We start from the raw sequence: 15,308 nt of genomic DNA on the forward strand, positions 1-15,308 counted from the left end.
TGGCTACCTCCCACTGTATGCCCGTGATCTGGCTCCCGGCTAGTAGTGTTCGGTAGTGGTGAACCAGATCTTAGGCTCAGGGACGTTTTTTACCTTTGTGCTGGGCGCCCCGCCCACGATGAGCCGATCGGGTATCTTCCAGAAGCAGGGAAAGCGAAATACGGCGGCGCTGAGGGTCAGCCTCCACCACCCGCACCTGCACAATCTGCCCCGAGTGGACGATGGTGTGCGGGTCTGAGACAAAGTTTTCGCTCATCTGCGACACGTGAATCAGCCCGTCCTGGTGAACCCCAATATCCACGAAAGCACCGAAAGCAGCCACGTTCGAGACGGTTCCCTCCAAAATCATGCCCGGGGCCAGGTCCTTGATGTTTTCCACGCCCTCAGCAAAGGCGGCGGTGCGGAAGCAGGGGCGGGGGTCGCGCCCGGGGGCGCTAAGTTCAGCAAAGATATCGGTAACGGTGGGCAGGCCCACGCTCTCGGTCACAAAGTTACGGGGGTCAAGCTGGCTGAGAGCTTCTGAGGGCACCCGGCTACCGTCCAAGCCACCGGCGGCCTGCACGATGGTGCGGGCCAGCGGGTAGGACTCGGGGTGAACACCGGAGGCATCCAGCGCTTCGCTCCCACCCACAATGCGCACAAAACCAGCGGCCTGCTCGTAGGCTTTAGGCCCCAGGCGGGGTACATTGAGCAGGTCACGGCGGCAGGTGAAAGGGCCGTGCTCGGTCCGGTAGGCCACAATATTCTCGGCAATCGTCTTATTGAGGCCAGCTACCCGCGCCAAAAGAGCCGGGGAGGCAGAATTGACCAGCACGCCTACCGCGTTCACGCAGTCCTCTACCACAGCATCCAGCGAGCGTGTCAGGGCTGCCGGGGTGACGTCGTGCTGGTACTGGCCCACGCCAATGGATTGGGGGTCAATTTTGACCAGCTCGGCCAGGGGGTCTTGCAGGCGGCGGGCGATGGAGACGGCTCCGCGCAAGGAGACGTCTAACCCGGGCAGTTCACGCGAGGCCAGTTCTGAGGCGGAATAGACTGACGCCCCGGCTTCGGAGACCACGACCTTTTGAACACCCCGGTGCCCGGCGGCGGTCAGGCCTTGAATGAGCTGGCCGGCCAGCTTATCGGTTTCCCGACTGGCTGTGCCGTTACCCACCGCAACCAACTCTACTGAGTGCCGGGTCACCAGTTCTTCCAGGGTGGTCAGGGCGGCCTCCCACTGGTTGCGGGGGGCATGCGGGTAGATCACGGCGGTCTCCAGCACCTGGCCGGTAGCGCCCACCACGGCCACTTTAACCCCGGTCCGCAGGCCGGGGTCCAGTCCCAGGGTGGGGCGGGAACCGGCCGGGGCGGCTAGCAGAACATCGCGCAGGTTAGAGGCAAAGACGGCAATGGCATCCTTCTCGGCCTGCTCAAAGAGCTGAGTACGCACCTGGCTGGCAAGACGCGGGAGCAGCCGTTGCCGCCAGGCCAGCCGCACCGTCTTGGCCAGCCAGCCCAGCACCATCTGCTCATCCGAGACAGTGTTGAGTACCTGGGCACCAATGCCCAGGGCCTCAGCTACGGTGCGTTCGTACCAGCCGCGCTCGCGCTCGTATTCCTCGGACAGGATCTCGGCGGCTTCGCGGGCCGCACCCTTGAGCTGGCTCTTGGGCGGGGGCAGAACATCTACATCGATATTGACTTTGACGGCCCCGGCTTTCTCCGCACGGAACAGGGCCAGCACCCGGTGGGAGGGGATCCGCCGGATTTCTTCGTTGAACTCAAAGTAGTCACTGAACTTAGCGCCGGTTTCCTGCTGTCCAGCAATGAGCCGGGAGGTAATCACACCCCTGCGAGTAAAGCGCTGGCGCAGGGTCTCTGCCAGGGTGGGGTCGCTCACGGCCTGTTCAATGAGCAGAGCACGGGCACCCTCCAGGGCATTCTCAACGGAGGCGACGGTGGCTTCTACGGTTCCGGGTTCAGCGTCTGCAAGCTCCGGCTCAACGTAGGCATCGGCAATATCTGCGGTGGGGGCAAAGGGTACTTCTAGCAGGTCCTCCACCAGAGAGTCCAGGCCGGCTTCGCGTGCTAGGTAAGCCAGGGTCTTGCGCTTGGTCTTGTGCGGGGCGTAGAGGGCTTCTAGCTCGTTCTTTGTCGGTGCCAGCGCCAAGGCCCGGGCTAGTTCCTCGGTCAGGACAGCCCGCTCGTGCAGGGTATTGACGATGGCTACCCGGCGCTCTTCCAGCTCGCGCAGGTAACGCAACCGCTCAGCAAGGGTACGAAGCTGGGTATCGTCTAACCCACCGGTCGCTTCCTTGCGGTAGCGGGCGATAAAGGGGACGGTAGCGCCGTCATCGAGCAGGGCAAGAGCCGCTATCACCTGCTCTGGCCGGACGCCCAGCTCCTGGGCAATCCGCTGCTCAATGGGGGAAAGTTCTGCCTCACCTGCTCTTGTCATAGTTTCTAGTTTCTCATTAAGACAGAGTGCCCAGAACCTATGCCGCTAGGCGGGCTATTTATACCGTGCTGACCGGCCAAGGCACCGCCTTGTACCATGGCAGGTTCGAGAGTCATAATGAGCTTATTTGTCTGTAACAGTTGGGCCTATGGTGGTCAGACAGGTGCCCAGCCACCTAAAGTGGTGTCAGGGGACTCAGGATCTCATATATCTATGGCCTAGCCTCAGCTACAGGTTTCTTCCCCCTCCAGTTCACCCGTCCCCTTTGCTTTGGAGAACCACGTGCCAGATGCAACCGATTTCGAATACGCCGACTTCTGCGAGAATTATGGCTCCTTGCTAACCGGCCTCGCCCGTATGGGGTGGACTGCATCTGAGGCCTTTAGCCGGATCGTTGTTCTTTACCCCAGCATTGACCGTGAGCTGCTAGAACGCGCTATCAACTCGGGCCGCTGGGTCTTTGAGGGCCGCAAAGAGCAGATTCACACCAATGTGCTGATGGCATCAGCCCTCTGGTACGCGGTTGCTATCACCTACGACCTAGAAGCTGACTACGAGTACGCCGCGACGGGCCTTGACCCCACCATCGTCCAGGACCTGCCCCGCATGCTGGAATCTTTCTCAGTACCCGCTCAGGTAATCGCCGAGGTGGTGGGCCGCATCGGTGCCGCTCTCAAATACATGGCAGAGCACCCCTACACCGAGCTCGATGAGCAGACTTACGACGATTTTGTAGTCAACCTACCGGCAGAAGTTGATTACATCTCTCGGGACGACTTCGCCTGGCCGCCCTCTCGCGCCCTCATCGAAGACCGCCTGGGCAACCGTTCCTGGAGCAGGGCTCTGCTCAAAGTCGGCATCTGCCCGCCGCATGCGGACTCCCACGGGCTCAAACTGGCTGCAACGAGCCTGAGCGAACGCACCTTCCGCAATACCCTGGGCGATTTCCTCAGCTACTGCATCCGCTACGACCGTAAACCCTCCGTCTTGCTCTACGGTAGCTGGGCCGAAGACCCCGCCCGTACTGGCCGGGTGCCTCACCTGGGTGCTGTCCGCGCCAAATATGACTCTTGGAACCGGGCCCTACAGGTAGGCCGCCAGATGATTAGTGATGCCCTGAGCAGCGCGGCCGCCAGCATACCCGCGGGTGGGGGGCATCAGCAGGCTTCCGCGCCCACAGGCTCCCTCAAAATCAAAGATATCCAGGCGCAGGGAATCGGCGTTGTCCGGCCCAAGTCTCTCACCGACGATGAGCAGATAGCCCGTGCCTGGCAGGAACTCACCGATGTCATGCGTCAGCGCCTTGAAGAGCTCCCCTGGAACCTGTCCCTACGCCTTTACTACATCTCACCGGAGGTTGTAGAAACCGGTGACTACACCAGCTACGTCAATATCCTGCGCTCACCGGCTGGCTATTTCTGTGAACTCACCTCACCCGACGAGTTTGAGACAGTCCTGGTTCAGCTCGACACCCAAGCCCTGCTCAACCGGGGCTGGACCGCCCCCACGGGCTCAGGTCGCTGGACCCGGAACTTCCTCTCTGTGACCGACGCCGCCGATGGAATTATTAGCGCCATGCGCATGGGCATGGGGTGCGGCCAGCCTGACTACTACCAGTCTGATGACCCCACCGGTAGCGCCACCGTAGATGCTGCCCACCCTGGCACCGGGTCTATCCCCATGGTGCCGGTAACAGGCCAAGGCTACGTTGTGGTCGAGGACTTTAGCTAAAGCTCACCTCCCGCTCCGTTTGAGGTTCTGAGCCCTGCGCTTTCTTGTGCGCACCGCTAGAATGGTGTGCCTATGGCAATCTTCAAGAAGGCCCGCAGGGCACCGCGTCTTCCAGCTTCCGGTTTTACGGGCAAGCGCCGGGGAGTTTCTTCCTCCTCGGGATACAAGCCAACCCTGGCGATCATTCTTCTGGTTCTTCTGCTGGTCACCGGTGCTCTCTGGTTGCGATCCCATAACTGGGATCTCCGCGCCGGTTTTGAGAGCATCACCGGTGGTGGACGACCGGTCAGCACCGGCTTCGCGGGCTCAGGGGTCGAAACCTACTCGACTGCCTCCCAGGTCCTTGAAACCATCACCGTGGCCAAACCCTATAGCGGGGGCGGTTACAAGCGTTCAGCTTTCGGCCAGGCCTGGGAGGATATTGACGGCAATGGGTGTGACCAACGCAATGATATTCTGGCCAGGGACCTCACCGACCTGGACCTATCTAAGAACTGTAAGGTGCTTTCCGGGACCCTTACTGACCCCTACACCACCGAGATCATTAGCTTCAGGCGCGGTGAAAAAACCAGCGAAGCTGTGCCCATTGACCATGTTGTAGCGCTCTCTAACGCCTGGAGTTCAGGGGCCTGGCAGTGGAGTCTCACAGAGCGCACCCTTATAGCAAACGACCCGCTCAACCTCCAAGCAGCCGGGCAGTTCAGCAACACCACCAAGTCCAATAAGGACGCCGCTAGCTGGCTCCCCCAAACAGGCTACCGGTGCGAGTACGTTGCCCGGCAGATTTCAGTCAAGGCTGCCTATCATTTGACCATCACCTCAGCGGAAAAACGAGCCATGCAGGGGGTCCTGGCAACCTGCCCAGATCAGCCCGCCTACCGTTCCAGCTTTGCTCGTGGCTAGCGCTTTGACCGGCTTGCCGGTGTGTCACCCAGCGCAATAAAGACACTCACAGAGATCTCCCCGGTTAAGGTTAGATGTGCCACCTGTCACCAAGGCCCGGAGGAAGACCTTGACCTACACCTTTGAAGGCTACCGGGGCGGAAGCCGTGAATACCGGCGGCTGCTCACAGCCCTCTTTGCTGCGGGGGTCGCAACCTTTGCCCAGCTCTATTCCCCCCAACCACTGATTCCCCAGATAGCCCGCGACCTGGCTATCTCAGCGGACCGCGCCGCTCTCACCATCTCCTGCTCCACCGCAGGTCTTGCCCTCTGCACCCTCCTGTGGGCGGCATTAGCTGACCGTTGGGGGCGGGTTCGCACCATGACCCTAGCTCTGTGCGGGGCAACCCTTCTGGGGCTCATAACCCCCTGGATCCAGCTCTACCCTCTGCTCCTTGTTCTTCGAACATTCGAAGGGGCCTTTCTGGGCGGTGTTGCGGGGCTGGCGGTAGCCGTCATTGTGACAGAAGCCCATATTTCGGTCCGGGCTGCGGCCGCCGGGCTTTATATCTCAGGAACCAGCGTGGGCGGGCTCATCGGTAGATTACTCTCCGGGGCACTGACCGAACTGTTAAGCTGGCGGGTAGCTATGTTCTCGGTCTCCTTCACCGGCTTCATGGCCGCGCTAATCTTTATCGTGCTCATGCCTGCCTCACATGACCGTCCCTGCCAAAGAACTGCAGCCTCTGCCCCCTACGCTGACAGCTCCTGGGCAAAAGTGGGGGCACTGCTGCGCAACCGTCAAGAAGTAACCCTCTTCACCGCAGGGTTTGCCCTCATGGGTGCCTTCGTCAGCATCTACAACTACATCGGCTTCAAGCTCCAGGCCGCTCCCTACCACCTCTCACCGCTCCTGCTCTCTTTTATCTTTCTGATCTACCTGCTGGGTACAGTTTCGTCGGGGTTTGGCGGTAAGCTGGCCCAGCGCGGAGGGCTCAAACGGGTTTTCCTGGCGGCCTGTCTGCTCATGGCTGGAGGAATCCTACTCACCCTGGCCCGCCACCTGCCACTGGTCATAGCTGGCCTAGCGCTACTGACTGCGGCTTTCTTTGCCGCTCACGCGCTTGCCTCCGGCTGGGCAGGTGCGCTGGCTGGCCCTGCAAAATCGCAGGCGACTGCGCTCTATAACTCCTTCTACTACGGGGGTTCAGCTCTTATCGGTTGGGGGGCAGGGCTACTTCTGCCCCATGCAGGCTGGGAAGGGCTGGCGCTGAGCTGTACCGCCATGGTTTTCTTCTGCTGTCTGCTCTCTGCGCTCTATCTCCCCTCTCAAGGGGCAGACACTGCGGGATAAGAACTTGTATGCCATCAGCTAGGGCAAAGGCCCGCCACCGGGTGTACCGGTAGCGGGCCTCAGCAACTTACCCTCTAGGGCCTATTGAGCTGATGAGTCATGTTCCTGGTGCTCCAGCGCCTTCTGGCGGGCACGGGCTTTCAGAGTTGTTCCCTGGTTGTTACGGTGAATGAAGAACCAGCCAAGGGCAAGCAAGGCGTACCAGAAAGGCATAGCAATCAGGGCCTGGCGGGTGTCTTCATAGCTAAAGAGCAGGACAATAACACCCACGAAGAAAGCCAGAACAAGGTAGCAGGTGTAGATGCCGCCGGGGAGCTTATAGACAGATGACTCGTGCAGTTCGGGGCGGGTCTTACGGTACTTAATGTAGCTGACCATAATCAGAGACCAGGTTACTACGGTGAGTACCGAGGCCACGGTGGTCACCAGTGTAAAGGCCTCAATTAAGGAGTCTCCCGAGTAGAGCAGGATAATGCCTGAGAAGAGTAGCACCGTGGTGAGGAAAAGGCCATTGCGCGGTACACCGTTCTTGGAGAGGCGGCCAAAGATAGCCGGGGCGCTACCGGTCTGAGCCAGACCGAAAATCAGGCGGGAGGTAGAGAAAATACCTGAGTTGGCCGATGAGGTAGCGCTGGTCAGCACCACAAAATTAATCAGGTGTGCGGCAATAGCTAGCCCTGCCAGGGTGAACATTTCAACGAAGGGGCTCTGCTCAGGGTCAATAGTGCGCCAGGGTGTGACCATCAGAATAACTGCCAAGGTCAAAACGTAGAAGACGATAATACGAAGAGGCACCGCGTTGATAGCGCGGGGAAGGGTCACAGTGGGGTTCTTGGTTTCGGCAGCTGTAGTGCCTATGAGCTCGGCACCCAGGAAAGCGAAAATACCGATCTGGAAGGCCGCGAAGAAGCCGCTGGCGCCCATGGGGAAGAAACCGCCGTCATTCCAGAGGTTTTCCACCGATGCCCGCTGTCCGCTGGGTGAGGTAAAGCCGGCAATTACCATAATCGCTCCCACGATGATAAGAAGGACGATGGCAACAATTTTGATCAAAGCGAACCAGAACTCGATTTCGCCAAAGTTCTTGACGCTGGGCAGGTTCAAGGTAAGGAGCAAGCCAATCAAGCAGACAGCGGGAATCCAGGCGGGTAAATCAGGCCACCAAAAGTGGACATAGCCGGTAATGGCGATAATATCTGCAACGCCGATGACAACCCAGGTAAACCAGTAGGACCAGCCCATGAGAAAGCCAGCACTGGGCCCCAGGATATCGGTGATGAAATCGTTGAAGGTTTTATAGCTCAGGTTAGAGAGGAGTAGCTCTCCCATGGCCCGCAGAACCAAGAAAATGACGACCCCAATAATCGCGTAGACCAGAAGCAAGGATGGGCCAGCCAGTGAAATCGTTTTGCCGGAGCCCATGAAGAGGCCGGTACCAATCGCTCCACCGATAGCGATGAGCTGAATATGCCGGTTGGAAAGCCCGCGTTGCAGGCCTTCCTTTTCTTCTAGGCCCGGTGTGTTCTCGGTTGTTGCCATAAGCACCCCCTGATGTTGTTGTGTCCTGCCTGCTTTTGCCCTCTTCATCCGGGGCCAGTGGGTCCCTGGGAGGGATGATCAGGCTCATAAGACTAAGTGGTTATGGTCAAGTCTAAGCCCTCTTGCTCCTCATATCTTTCAGTACCGGGTAGTAGGCAGGATTCATGATAAATTGATGAAAGTTCGCTCACTCCAAAAAACATAATTTAGATGGGAAAAATCGCGTGGACGCTCTCCAGCAGGTACTCGATGAAACCAGCCGTATCATTTGGGGTCCCTGGCTTTTGCTACCGCTTCTCGTGGGCACCGGCATTTTTCTGACTGTCCGCCTGGGCCTAATTCAAATCAGACTTTTTACCAAGGCAATGAGCCTGCAGTTTGGTCGCCGAGCCAGGCAGGAGGGCGCAAAAGGTGACATTTCATCCTTCCAGGCTATGAGCACGGCCCTGGGGGCAACGGTGGGTACCGGCAACATTGTGGGTGTCGCTCTCTCCCTGAGTATCGGTGGCCCCGGGGCGCTCTTTTGGATGTGGGTTACCGCTATTATCGGCATGGCCTCTAAATACTCAGAATGTTTTTTGGGTGTCCGTTTCCGTCACCGTGACAAGATGGGGGAACTGACAGGAGGCCCCCAAGCCTACCTGCAACGAGGCATCCCTAACCGCTTTGGCAAGTTCCTGGCAACAATGTTTGCTATCTGCTGTGTTTTCGCCTGCTTTGGCATTGGTAACATGACCCAATCCAATGCTATCTCCGCTAACCTGGAGCACTCCTTAGGGGTACCATCCTGGGCTACCGCCCTTGTCCTTGCCCTCCTAACTGCCTTGGCTCTTTTGGGTGGCATTAAGACAGTCTCGAAGATTGCCGCTTTTTGTGTTCCCCTGATGATTCTGCTTTATCTAGGCTTCGGTGGCTACATTGTGGCACGTAATGCCGCTATGATCCCGGAGGCCTTTGCCATGATTCTGCGGGGAGCTTTCACCGGGCAAGGAGCCCTGGGCGGGGCGGTCGGTGCAGGAATGATTTTTGCCCTACAGGTCGGTGCCCAACGTTCCCTCTTCTCTAACGAGTCAGGGATGGGTACCGCCTCTATCCCCGCTTCAGTTGCCACGACGTCGCACCCTGTGCGCCAGGGCCTGGCCTCCATGACCCAGACTTTCGTGGATACCCTTGTGGTGATTTCCATGGCCGGTTTCATTCTGCTGACCACGGGCACCTGGACTAACTCCGAACCGGCTACTGCCACCGCCCAAGCATTTTCCTCCGGTATTCCTGGGCCCTGGGGCGGCTATGTGGTAACCCTCTGCCTGGTGCTTTTGGGGTATTCAACCGTGCTGGGCTGGTCCTACTACGGTGAGCGCGCCCTTGAGTCCCTGGGCGGCGGTAAACGAGCCATTACTGGCTACCGCATGGTCTTTGCCCTCATGTGCGGGCTGGGCGCAGTCGCTCCCCTGTCTGTAGTTTTTACTTTCTCCGATATCATGAACGGCCTGATGGCTATCCCCAACCTCATTGGCCTCATCCTGCTCTCAGGCCTGGTCGCCCGTGAAACCAAGAAGTACCTGACCCACGACCCCAACTTTGTTGCCACGGTCGATACTATTGACGGCTTCATGTACGGCCTACCCGGTGGCTTGGATGCCCAGATTGACCACGAGGTAGACCTCAGCCAAAGCGAACCCGCCCTAGAGCACCCCGACACCACCCGCCTCAAAGTAATCACTCAGAAGATGATTGAGGAAGACCTTATGACCAAGGAAGATTCCAAGGTCTACGATGTGTCCGTTGAGCAGGTGCATACCGGGAGCATCCCCCTGGTCACTGGTTCTCTGCCGATTATCCAGCAGGCCAAACCCACCTTTGGCTCCCCCACCGATCCCAGGGCAGCAGAGCCCCCTCAATCCTAATTAGGGGGGCGGGGTCTATAATGGGTGCCTTAGCTACCGGTGGCGCTTAGAGTTTCCGCGAGCACCGGCTACCCTTTCAACCTCGCAAGGAGAGTTATGGAAACCAATAAGCAGAAGCAAGACCTCGAGCAGAAGGCAGCACGCACCGCTGCCGGGGAAGATTTAAACGCTCCGGTGCCCGAGAAGTTCCACCGTCAGCCCTACTCTTTTGTTCGTCGCGGTGACCGCCTGACCGCCCGCCGCCAGAAAGCCTGGGATGCTTACGCCCCCACCCACCTGCTGGACCTCCCCCGCAATATTGGTGACACCTCAGTTGCCGAGGGTGCCGTCTTTAACCCGGAAGAGCTCTACGGCCGCGCCGGTGCGCCCCTGGTCCTTGAAATCGGCTCTGGCCTGGGTGAGGCCATTGTCCACCGGGCAAGTCAGGTCCCCGAAGCCAATTTCCTAGCTGTTGAGGTTTACACCCCCGGCATTGCCGACCTGCTGCTCAAGATGGGCCAGGCCGGGGTAGAGAATGTGCGTGTAGCGCAGGCTAACGCCCCAGAGCTACTCGATAACCTGCTTGAAGAGAACTCTGTCGATGAGCTGTGGGTTTTCTTCCCCGATCCCTGGCATAAGGCTCGCCACCACAAGCGTCGCCTGGTCTCCCCGGCTTTTGCCGATAAGGTAGCCCGCGTGCTCAAGCCCGGCGGTACCTGGCGACTGGCAACCGACTGGGAAGAATACGCCCTGGTTATGCGTGAAGTTCTCGATGCCCACCCCGACTTTGTGAACGCTCACGCCGGTGAGAACACCAGTGAGGATGACCCCGTTGGCGGTTGGGCTCCCCGCTGGGAGGGCCGTGTGGTGACTTCCTTTGAGCGTAAGGCCGGTGAGGCTGGCCGCCGCGCCCACGACCTGACCTATATCCGCCGCTAAAGCTCGGCATCCTCTACTTTTTGATACCCCCGTCCTTTCTCTCTTAGCCCCGGTGTTTAGAACCGGGCACAAGAGAGAAAGGACGGGGGGTTAGGCAAGAAGAGATTAACGGGGGCGGTAGAGCACCACGGCCTGGGACTTGGGGCGGGGCGCCGGACGCTGTCCGCGCGCCAGGTGCACCGCACCGCCAGACGTCCCGGCGGCAAACACACGAGCGCCCTCCTGTAGGCGGTGGCGTAGGACCTCATTTTCACGCAACAGCTCCGCGTTACGGGCCTTGAGGGCCTCTACCCGGTTCTCCAACTGCATGATACGTTTAATCCCCTCGAGGGAGACACCGGACTGGGAAAGCTCCTGAATCTCTTGGAGCTTGAGCACATCCCGCTCCGAGTAGCGGCGAGCCCGGCCCGGAGCTCGTGAGGGCTGAACCAGCCCCATGCGGTCATACTGGCGCAGAGTCTGGGGGTGCATACCCGCCAACTCTGCGGCCACAGAAATCACAAAGACCGGCCGGTCAGATTCAAGTTCCATGGTTACTCAGCCGCCTTCCGCAAAAGCTCAGCCCGTAGGTTAACCTGTGGTGCCAGCGCCAGGAAGTTATCCAAGGCATCAGAGGCCTCCTGGCTCAGGTCGGTAGGTACCTGAACCTCGGGAATGACCAGTAGGTCGCCGCTACCCTTCTTGGTGACGAAGCCCCGCCCCTTGGCCCGCAGTTTCCGGCCGGCTGGTGAGCCGGCAGCCAAGCGGAGTTTGACGGTAGAACCATCGAGGGTGGGCGCTTCAATAACACCACCGTGCAAGGCTTCTTGCAGGCTGACAGGAACCTTGACCAGCAGATGATCACCCTGGCGTTCAAAAACGGGGTGGGCATCGACTCTCACCGTAACGATGAGGTCGCCCGCTCCCCCGTGACCGGGGTGGCCTTTGCCGCGCAGGCGGACTTTCTGGCCGTCCTTAACTCCGCGGGGCAGACGGACCGTGGTTTGGGAGCCTCCGGGGCGGAAGACCGATACTTCACCGCCCTGGTAGGCCTGTTTCAGAGAAATGCGGACGCTAGTGGTGGCATCCTCGCCCTTGGGAGCCGGAGCGGAGAAGCCGCCGGGGAAGCCGCCCCCGCTGCTGGCACCGAAACCGCCGCCACCGAACATGCCCCCAAGTAGGTCCTCAATATTAATGTTGGCGCCGCCGGAGGAGGTATGAAAGCCACCTGCGCCTGCGGGAAAGCCACCGGCGCTTCCAGGAAAGCCACCTGCGCCTGCGGCGCCTGCGGGAAAACCCCCGGGGAAACCACCACCAGCCCCTGCGAAGCCTGCAGCTCCGTACTTGCGGATCTGGTCGTATTCTTCTTTTTGCTTGGCATCTGAGAGGACGTCGTAGGCTTCGGAGACCTCTTTGAACTTCTTTTCTGCGGCCGTGTCCCCTGGGTTCTGGTCGGGGTGGTACTTGCGGGCTAGCTTGCGGTAGGCCTTCTTGATGTCTGCCTCGGAGGCAGACTCAGCTACGCCCAGTACCTTATAAAAATCTTGATGGAGCCAGTTTTCGCTCGCCATTGCCTCTCCTTCCGAGGTAGATCTTAAGTCTTTTATGCTGTGCTTATTATCTTGGGGTCTTGCTCACGGCAAACCCCTCTTCATGTGTGCAGGTAGGGGCAACCCAGTATTCTGGTTCCCTGCCTGGTGTAAAAGGCGGGCACCCAACCTGATCTATCAGGCCGGGCGCCCGCCCCTTGTCTGTTTTATTCGGCCACTGCCACAGCTACCTGGGCGGTGCGGACCAGGCGGTCCTTGACCCGGTAGCCATTACGCAGGACCATGCAGACTGCATCCGGTTCAACCTCGCTGGTCGGTTGCTGCAAAACAGCCTCGTGGACCTGCGGATCGAAAGGCTCCCCTACCTCGCCAAAGCGCTCTAAACCTTGCTTAGTGAGGGTCTCTTCCAGCTTGGTTGCGATAGCGGCAAAGGGGCCATCTTCCAGGTCGCCGTGTTTGCGGGCGGCATCAATATCGTCAATCACCGGCAGCAGCGCAGAAACTAGGTCAGCAACCACGAAGTCGCGGAGCTGTTCCTTCTCCTTGGCCGTGCGGTTCTTGAAGTTGGTGAACTCAGCCTTGAGGCGAAGCAGGTCTTCCAAACGCTCAGCCGCTAGGGCCGCATCGGGGCTAACCTCAGCTTCTGATTCCGCTTCGGCGGCGGCAGACTCTTCGCCTGCCGCAGCCTGAGCGGAAACACCGTCGGGCTCAGGGTGGCCCTCAGCAGCAGGTGCCTGGAAGGCTTCTTCCAAGGGGTCACCGCCCTGGGGTTCTGTGGGCTCTTGGGTGTTCTCAGCCATGATTAGTTCTTCTTCTCGTCGTCTTCATCGATTACTTCGGCATCGACAACGTCATCGTCTTCAGCCTGTTCCCCCTCGCCGGCGGCGGCATCAGCCTGAGCCTGGGCGTAGAGAGCTTCACCCAGCTTGGTCTGTGAAGCCTGCAGCTTCTCGAAGGCGGTCTTGACGGCTTCGTCGTCTTCACCTTCAAGGGCGGCCTTCAGGGCGTCAACGTCAGCTTGAACCTCGGTCTTGACATCCTCGGGCAGCTTGTCGCCGTTTTCCTTGATGAGCTTCTCGATGGAGTAAGCGGAGTTCTCGGCGGCGTTGCGGGTCTCGGCGGCCTCGCGGCGTGCCTTGTCCTGCTCTGCGTGAGCCTCGGCGTCCTTGACCATGCGGTCGATGTCGTCCTTGGAGAGTGAGGTACCGCCGGTGATGGTCATGGACTGCTCCTTGCCGGTGCCCTTGTCCTTAGCGGAGACGTGAACGATGCCGTTAGCGTCGATGTCGAAGGTGACCTCGATCTGGGGTACGCCACGAGGAGCGGGGGCGATACCGGTCAGTTCGAAGGTGCCCAGGTTCTTGTTGTCGCGGGTGAACTCGCGCTCACCCTGGAAGACCTGAATCGATACGGAGGGCTGGTTGTCCTCAGCGGTGGTGAAGGTTTCAGAGCGCTTGGTGGGTATCGCGGTGTTGCGCTCAATCAGCTTGGTCATCACGCCGCCCTTGGTCTCGATACCCAGGGAGAGGGGGGTGACGTCAATCAGCAGAACGTCCTTGCGCTCACCCTTCAGCACACCGGCCTGCAGGGCTGCACCCATGGCGACAACCTCATCGGGGTTAACACCCTTGTTGGGTTCGCGGCCACCGGAGAGTTCCTTGACTACCTCGGTTACTGCGGGCATACGGGTTGAGCCACCGACCAGAACGATGTGAGCGATGTCCGAAACCTTGACGTCTGCCTCAGCGATAACGTCGTTGAAGGGCTTCTTGGTGCGCTCGATCAGGTCGCTGGTCATGTCCTGGAACTTGGCGCGGGTCAGCTTCTCGTCCAGGTGGATGGGGCCCTCGGGGGTAACGGAGAGGTACTGCAGGGAGATGTTGGTGGAGGTTGCAGAAGAGAGTTCCTTCTTGGCCTGCTCAGCGGCCTCGCGCAGACGCTGGAGAGCGATCTTGTCCTTGGACAGGTCGGCGCCGGTCTTGGACTTGACCTGTTCCAGGAGCCAGTCAACGATGCGCTGGTCCCAGTCGTCGCCACCCAGGCGGTTATCGCCCGAGGTTGCGCGAACCTGGATGGTGGAGAAGCCGTCTTCGTCCTTACCAACTTCGAGCAGAGAGACGTCGAAGGTACCGCCACCGAGGTCGAATACCAGGATCAGTTCGTCTTCGTTGCCCTTGTCCAGGCCGTAGGCGAGTGCTGCGGCAGTGGGTTCGTTGACGATACGCAGGACGTTGAGGCCTGCGATTTCACCGGCTTCCTTGGTGGCCTGACGCTCAGCGTCGTTGAAGTAGGCGGGAACGGTAATAACTGCGTCGGTGACCTTATCGTTCAGGTAGGCCTCCGCGTCACCCTTGAGCTTCATGAGGGTACGAGCTGAGATTTCCTGAGCGGTGTAGGGCTTGCCGTCGATCTCCTGGGTCCAGGTGGTGCCCATATGACGCTTGACGGATGCGATGGTGCGGTCAACGTTGGTAACTGCTTGACGCTTGGCGACGTCGCCTACCAGGACTTCGCCGTCCTTGCTGAAGGCAACGACGGAGGGGGTGGTGCGGGCGCCCTCGGCGTTTGCGATAACGACGGGCTCGCCGCCTTCGAGGACTGATACAACTGAGTTGGTGGTACCGAGGTCAATGCCTACTGCACGTGCCATGATGTGTTCTCCTATTGAGTTGGGTTACTTGAAAGTCTTGCAAACATCTTGAGTCAAATAGGCTCAATCCGTTTGGCTCACTCTCTAGTCTGACAGATTTGAAACAGAAGTCAAGAGAGTTGAGTGTAAAAGACTCAACTTTTTTGCAATAAATTTATTCATCTGCAGCGGACGGTCAGGCCACCCCAGGCAAAACACCCACTTCTCACCTCTACAGGCTTCACGACCCCAGCACCCCGTTACTTGATTCAATACCCCTGGGGGTATAATTATTTGTGAAAGATTCCTCGCTTTAGGAGAAAATAATGTGCCGTCCTGTTAACTGCAAGCTGTGTTCTAAGACCACTTGGGCTGGCTG

At 59.2% G+C, this 15,308-nt stretch carries 11 protein-coding genes; 5 read left to right on the top strand and 6 right to left on the bottom strand.

Features of this window, described 5'->3' with window-relative positions; all coding sequences use genetic code 11:
• Window positions 1-76 precede the first annotated feature (76 nt).
• Window positions 77-2,440 carry a Tex family protein gene (locus ACN082_RS06045; protein WP_419099954.1) on the bottom strand — a complete coding sequence of 788 codons (2,364 nt, stop codon included), beginning with the start codon at window positions 2,438-2,440 and terminating at the stop codon, window positions 77-79.
• Window positions 2,441-2,722: 282 nt separating this feature from the next.
• Here ACN082_RS06045 and ACN082_RS06050 point away from each other — a divergent pair, with 282 nt between their 5' ends.
• The 3 genes from ACN082_RS06050 (at window position 2,723) to ACN082_RS06060 (ending at window position 6,407) form a co-directional block, all read left to right on the top strand.
• Entirely contained in the window at window positions 2,723-4,171 is a 1,449-nt protein-coding gene (locus tag ACN082_RS06050) for a TY-Chap domain-containing protein (RefSeq protein WP_419099955.1), read from the top strand.
• Between the two features lie 72 nt (window positions 4,172-4,243).
• Window positions 4,244-5,074, top strand: coding sequence for an HNH endonuclease family protein (locus ACN082_RS06055; protein ID WP_419099956.1), 831 nt, complete (start codon window positions 4,244-4,246; stop codon window positions 5,072-5,074).
• Between the two features lie 109 nt (window positions 5,075-5,183).
• On the top strand, window positions 5,184-6,407 hold the full coding sequence (locus ACN082_RS06060; protein WP_419099957.1) for an MFS transporter: 1,224 nt from the start codon (window positions 5,184-5,186) through the stop codon (window positions 6,405-6,407).
• A gap of 81 nt (window positions 6,408-6,488) precedes the next feature.
• Here ACN082_RS06060 and ACN082_RS06065 read toward each other — a convergent pair whose 3' ends face one another.
• A complete protein-coding gene (locus ACN082_RS06065; protein WP_419099958.1) occupies window positions 6,489-7,946 on the bottom strand; it encodes an amino acid permease in 1,458 nt (485 codons plus the stop codon).
• Between the two features lie 224 nt (window positions 7,947-8,170).
• On the opposite strand from ACN082_RS06065, the gene ACN082_RS06070 reads away from it, so the two are divergent.
• Window positions 8,171-9,853, top strand: coding sequence for an alanine/glycine:cation symporter family protein (locus ACN082_RS06070; protein ID WP_419099959.1), 1,683 nt, complete (start codon window positions 8,171-8,173; stop codon window positions 9,851-9,853).
• Between the two features lie 96 nt (window positions 9,854-9,949).
• On the top strand, window positions 9,950-10,771 hold the full coding sequence (trmB, locus tag ACN082_RS06075; protein WP_419099960.1) for a tRNA (guanosine(46)-N7)-methyltransferase TrmB: 822 nt from the start codon (window positions 9,950-9,952) through the stop codon (window positions 10,769-10,771).
• Between the two features lie 105 nt (window positions 10,772-10,876).
• On the opposite strand, the gene ACN082_RS06080 is transcribed toward trmB, so the two are convergent.
• The 4 genes from ACN082_RS06080 to dnaK all read right to left on the bottom strand — a co-directional run bounded on the left by ACN082_RS06080 (window position 10,877) and on the right by dnaK (window position 14,950).
• Window positions 10,877-11,302: a heat shock protein transcriptional repressor HspR gene (locus ACN082_RS06080; protein WP_419099961.1), complete on the bottom strand. Its 426-nt coding sequence runs from the start codon at window positions 11,300-11,302 to the stop codon at window positions 10,877-10,879.
• Between the two features lie 2 nt (window positions 11,303-11,304).
• Window positions 11,305-12,321 (bottom strand): DnaJ C-terminal domain-containing protein, encoded by a 1,017-nt coding sequence (locus ACN082_RS06085; protein WP_419099962.1) that lies wholly within the window; start codon window positions 12,319-12,321, stop codon window positions 11,305-11,307.
• A gap of 185 nt (window positions 12,322-12,506) precedes the next feature.
• On the bottom strand, window positions 12,507-13,100 hold the full coding sequence (locus ACN082_RS06090) for a nucleotide exchange factor GrpE (protein ID WP_419099963.1): 594 nt from the start codon (window positions 13,098-13,100) through the stop codon (window positions 12,507-12,509).
• 2 nt (window positions 13,101-13,102) lie between these two features.
• Window positions 13,103-14,950: a molecular chaperone DnaK gene (gene dnaK / locus ACN082_RS06095; protein WP_419099964.1), complete on the bottom strand. Its 1,848-nt coding sequence runs from the start codon at window positions 14,948-14,950 to the stop codon at window positions 13,103-13,105.
• Between the last annotated feature and the right edge of the window lie 358 nt (window positions 14,951-15,308).

Source organism: Rothia sp. CCM 9417 (genome assembly GCF_048513575.1).
Classification (GTDB): Bacteria; Actinomycetota; Actinomycetes; order Actinomycetales; family Micrococcaceae; genus Rothia.